The sequence below is a fragment of the Dysgonomonas sp. Marseille-P4677 genome, assembly GCF_016652235.1.
In the GTDB taxonomy this organism is placed as follows: Bacteria; Bacteroidota; Bacteroidia; order Bacteroidales; family Dysgonomonadaceae; genus Dysgonomonas.
In genome coordinates this window covers 1-4972 of the sequence record NZ_JAEPKU010000197.1, presented here as the reverse complement: position 1 = coordinate 4972, position 4972 = coordinate 1, and the positions used below count along the sequence as shown (strand labels likewise).

At 30.2% G+C, this 4972-nt stretch carries 7 protein-coding genes; 4 read left to right on the top strand and 3 right to left on the bottom strand.

The features are described 5' to 3' along the window. The 4 genes from JGH11_RS18940 to JGH11_RS18925 all read left to right on the top strand — a co-directional run. The coding region (locus JGH11_RS18940; RefSeq protein WP_236264208.1) for a hypothetical protein at positions 1–449 on the top strand (449 nt) is incomplete at its 5' end. A gap of 32 nt (positions 450–481) precedes the next feature. Then, on the top strand, positions 482–1042 hold the full coding sequence (locus JGH11_RS18935) for a YdeI family protein (RefSeq protein ID WP_236264206.1): 561 nt from the start codon (positions 482–484) through the stop codon (positions 1040–1042). Between the two features lie 59 nt (positions 1043–1101). Continuing rightward, a complete protein-coding gene (bla, locus tag JGH11_RS18930) occupies positions 1102–1848 on the top strand; it encodes a subclass B1 metallo-beta-lactamase (RefSeq protein WP_201114396.1) in 747 nt (248 codons plus the stop codon). A gap of 33 nt (positions 1849–1881) precedes the next feature. Next, the gene (locus JGH11_RS18925) at positions 1882–2397 is read left to right on the top strand and encodes a DinB family protein (RefSeq protein WP_236264204.1); all 516 of its coding nucleotides are present in this window, start codon (positions 1882–1884) and stop codon (positions 2395–2397) included. Between the two features lie 66 nt (positions 2398–2463). Here the strand turns inward: JGH11_RS18925 and JGH11_RS18920 are convergent, their stop codons facing one another. The 3 genes from JGH11_RS18920 to JGH11_RS18910 form a co-directional block, all read right to left on the bottom strand. Continuing rightward, complete coding sequence (locus JGH11_RS18920) at positions 2464–3150, bottom strand: SGNH/GDSL hydrolase family protein (protein WP_201114395.1); 687 nt, start codon at positions 3148–3150, stop codon at positions 2464–2466. Between the two features lie 111 nt (positions 3151–3261). Continuing rightward, on the bottom strand, positions 3262–3876 hold the full coding sequence (locus JGH11_RS18915; RefSeq protein ID WP_201114394.1) for a hypothetical protein: 615 nt from the start codon (positions 3874–3876) through the stop codon (positions 3262–3264). Between the two features lie 6 nt (positions 3877–3882). Continuing rightward, a complete protein-coding gene (locus JGH11_RS18910; RefSeq protein ID WP_201114393.1) occupies positions 3883–4617 on the bottom strand; it encodes a GDSL-type esterase/lipase family protein in 735 nt (244 codons plus the stop codon). Positions 4618–4972 lie beyond the last annotated feature (355 nt).

Here is a 4972-nt window from a genome sequence, read left to right as displayed (position 1 = left end):
TTTTAACATTTAAGAATATGAAGAAAGCATTATTATTTTTGTTTGCTATCTTACTCACATTTGCATCATGTTCAGATGAAGATAAACCGGAAAATATATTAAATGGATCTATATGGACTCAAGATATTGGAGATAAAAGCCACTGGTTCTTTTTTATATATGATAAAGATTTTAGAGATAAAGGAGCTGTAAGTTATGTTGAAACAGGATTAGGAGATGATCCCTATAATTATATAATTAAGTCTGTAGGCTATTTCGAAATTGATAAAAATAATGATATTAAAATATATAATATTACAGACGAAAGAGATCCCGATACAGGATATCCGAAAATAAATATGTTGTTTACGGGATACCTGAAAGACAATAAAATTTATCTTGAAGGGGATGGTATTAACGGAGAAGGACAAATATTTGAACTCACTCAGTATATTTATCCTAAACAATAATCACCTACTAAATCAATTAATTCAAGATAATTATGAATAAAAAATTGATATTCACAGATAGAAATGCCTTCAGAAAATGGCTTGAAAAGTATGGAAAAGAAAGTGATGGAGTATGGTTGCTATTGCGTAAAAAAGGAGAACCTGTCACACTTTCTGCCAATGACGCATTAGAAGAAGCTCTTTGTTATGGATGGATCGACGGACAAATGCAATCTATAGATGAAAATGTGTATAAAAAATATTTTGCCCGTAGAAAAACTACAAGTAATTGGTCAGAAAAAAATAAAGAATTAGCTAAAAACCTTATAGAGCGTGGATTAATGACCCCGCAAGGATTAGAGGCAATAGAATGTGCTAAAAAAAACGGCTTATGGGATAATTCTAAACGTATCATTATCAACAATGAGCAAATAGAATTATTTAAACAAATAGTAAAACCATATGAACTTGCTTATACTAATTTGATAGCAATGTCTCATTCTATACAACGCACATATACGGGATTTTATCTTGATGCTAAATCCGACAAAACTCGTCAAATCCGTCTTGAAAAGATTATAGACAGGCTCAATAAAAATTTGAAACCAATGTAAAACAAAATTCATCAAATAAAATAGAGATACAGTATATATCATCAATCAATTTGAATATTATGCTATTGAAAATAAAATTACTTACAATCCTTTTACTATTTATCCGACTTACGAGCTATTCTCAATCCGAAACTAATATAATAGAAGTTTCTGATGATATTAAAATAGTTAAATTATCTGATAACGCATATCTTCACATTTCTTTTTTACAAACAGAAAATTGGGGAAAAGTAGGTGCAAATGGCCTATTGCTAGTAAAAAACGATAAGGCCTTGATGATAGACACTTCATGGAATGATGAACTTACTAAAGAATTATGTAATTGGACAAAAGATTCACTTAATACAACTGTTACAACAATTATTCCTACCCATTGGCATGAGGATTGCATGGGTGGTTTAAACTATCTACAATCCATAGGTGTGACTTCTTATGCTAATCAAAAAACTATTGATATAGCCAAAGAAAAAGGTTTGCCAGTACCGCAACACGGTTTTTCAAATTCCCTAATGATAGATTTCGAGAGTATTCCCGTAGAATGCTATTATTTTGGAGCTGCACATACTATTGATGTAATTGCTGTATGGTTGCCGACTGAGAAGATTTTATTTGCCGGGGATATTGCAAAAGACATTAATTCCACTACTTTAGGCAATACTGCCGATGCCGATATAAACGCATGGTCAGGTACTTTACGAAAAGTCATTGAGAAATTTACGAACGCTGAAATAGTTATTGCAGGACATGGAGAGATTGGGGATAAAGAATTGCTGATACATACACAAAAACTATTGGATAATAAATAGATAATTGACATGAGAAAATTAACTTATTAATCAATGAAATTTCATATTATGGATTACAATAATCAGAATAACTCTTTCGAGAGTAATAACCAAGACCTAATTAATTTATTAAATGAGTGGGAAGTCAAATTATTAGCTTTGCCCATTGAGGTTATTACACTCCGTAATAACAAACAACAGAGAACTATTAAGCAAATTGTCGGACACCTGATCGATTCAGCATCTAATAACACTCATCGAATAGTTCATCTGCAATATCAGGAAAATCCATTGATATTTCCCGATTATGCACACTTCGGTAATAACGATAGATGGATAGCGATTCAGAATTATCAAACAGAAGAATGGAAAGATTTGGTCGAGTTGTGGAAATATTCTAACAAACATCTTATCCACATAATTCGGAATGTGAATAATGAAAAGCTGAATAATGAATGGATAGACGCATTAGGCAATAGAATTTCATTACAATCTATGATAGTAAGTTACTTATCTCATGTTAAACTCCATCTAAGTGAAATAGAAGAATTGATTAACCAAGAGCATTAATATCCTTATAAAAATAAAACCTCTGAAGTTTATTCAGAGGTTTTAAAATATCTATGAATGCAACGATTACTTCACTACCTTATTTAAAACTGCTTTAGCTGTCTTTTCCATCACTTCATAACCCAAAGCATTCGGATGTACACCATCATCGCCATAAGTGCTTATTAAGGCTCTATTTTCGTCATGCATTACAGCAAAATAGTCTATATAAGCAAATTTATTCTTTTTAGCATACTCTTCTATTCCTTTATTTAAAGCAGCAATTTTATCCGGTACATTCTTAATTTCTTTTCTCCATGGATATTCACCTACAGGCAATACAGAAGAAAGTATAACTTTTATATTATTTGCTTTTGCTAACTCGGCCATCGATTTTATATTGCCAAGCGTAAACTCAGGATCATATGTACCGGTATTCTCAGCTATATCATTCGTACCTATATTTATAACAACAGCTACAGGATGCAAATTTATAACGTCTTGACGGAATCGGGATAATAATTGAGGACTTGTTTGTCCACTAATTCCCCTGCCAATATAATTGTTGGATGAAAAGAAATCAGGTCGCATATTTGCCCATCCTTCAGTAATAGAATTACCAATAAACACTACCCTATTCTCCTTCTTTCCGGGAAGCGGTAATTCACTATTGGCTTTAGCATATTTATTAAGATTAATCAATTCATTAAACTTTTGAGCATTAACAACAAGGCTGAAAACAACCAATAAGATTAGTAAAATAATTTTTTTCATTGCAATTCGGGCATTTTAGATTTAATACTTGTTTATTATTAGAACAAACAAATTTATATATAATACCTAGTAATTTTAGAATGAATTACAAGGTATTTATCTATACTTATATCAAAAATTAAAAGTATATCCTATAGTATATACCAAATTATCTCCATAAGGGCTGTAATCGTCCTGAATAACGTCATATTGGATCATAGCGATAACACCACCATAACGTAATCCTCCTCCAACAAGAAATGAAGGGACAAATTTGTTTTCACTATAATTTATTCCATTTGTTTTTATAGTTTGCCACATACGGCTTATCTCTGGTTGTACAGATAAGACCAGAAAATCGATAGGATAAAAACGACCGAATAAATCGAAACTTAGATAACTGCTAGTCCATTTAGTATTAAAATGACTTTCTTTAAAATATGAATATCCTAAACCTACTCCAGCTGTAAAATATTTTGAAAAATCATAACCAACTTGTGGTGAAATATTTATTGCAGTATAATCACCAAACTGAAGACCTAGGTTGCCCCCTATCGAAAGTTTCGATTTGTCAAATTGAAAACCTGATCCGGTATTACCTTGTTTCTTTAAAGTTTGCGTACCAGAAGTTGCATTGGTTTTCTTCGTCTGATCATATATATTCCCCTGATTATCTATATATATCTGAGAAAAAGAAACAGTATTAATACTTAATAACAAAGTAAATATTAAAAATAACTTTTTCATATATTATCAATTTTGATTTAAAACATCATTAATAGCCTTGGTAATTATAGGTTCCATCACACTATAACCTTCTTCATCAGGATGCAATCCATCGAAGCTGTACCCCTCTTTCATACCTTTATCTTCACTATTTACCATCACAGAATAATAATCTACATATGTATAACCATTATCATTCGCATAAGTTTTAATCTCAGCATTTAGGTCTTTGATTTTCTTAGTTATATTTTTTATATGGCTTTTCCATCCATAGCCATTAGAAGGTAATACAGATGTCAAAATTACTTTTATACCATTTTTATCCGCCAACTGTGCCATCGATTTTATATTATCTAAAGTAAATATTGGATCATATTCTCCAGTATTTTCAGCAATATCGTTGATACCGGCATTTATAACTACCACTTTAGGATGAAGATCTATGGCATCCTGACGAAACCGCAAAAGCAATAAAGGACTTGTTTGCCCTCCTATTCCCCGACATATATAATTATTATCTTTAAAGAACTTATACCTTAAATGTACCCAATTTTCAGTAATAGAATTACCTATAAATACAACTCTGTTTTCTCCCGATTCGGGGCTTTTTATCTGATTATTAGCCCAAGCATAAGCATTTAATTTAAAGATATTTCGGTTTCTTTTATTTTTCACATAATCTATGCCGATATATCCTATTGATACAATATTAATAATCAGAGATAAAACAAAAATTATCCTAAACAAAGACTTCTTATTCATATATTATTTCGATACTAAAATATAATTTATAATTCCTCTATTACATTATCAGAGATTTTGTCAATCTCCTCCCCTCTCCTTTCCTATTTATTAAAACAGAAAAAATTCAATATATACTCTAAGATATAAAATAACTAACTATAATCATAACCGGATTTAAATTTACAGTTATCATCAAATGATATAATATTATTCTTTTTATTTAAAACTTTAAAAAAACTTATTGTGGTTATTATTGCCTGTTAATTCTGTTTATTCTTTTTTGCAAATAATGTTGTGTATTACGTTATTAAAAAATTATTAGTAGATGTTTGTGAGTTATTAAAAGCTATAAAATTACACAAATTATTTATAT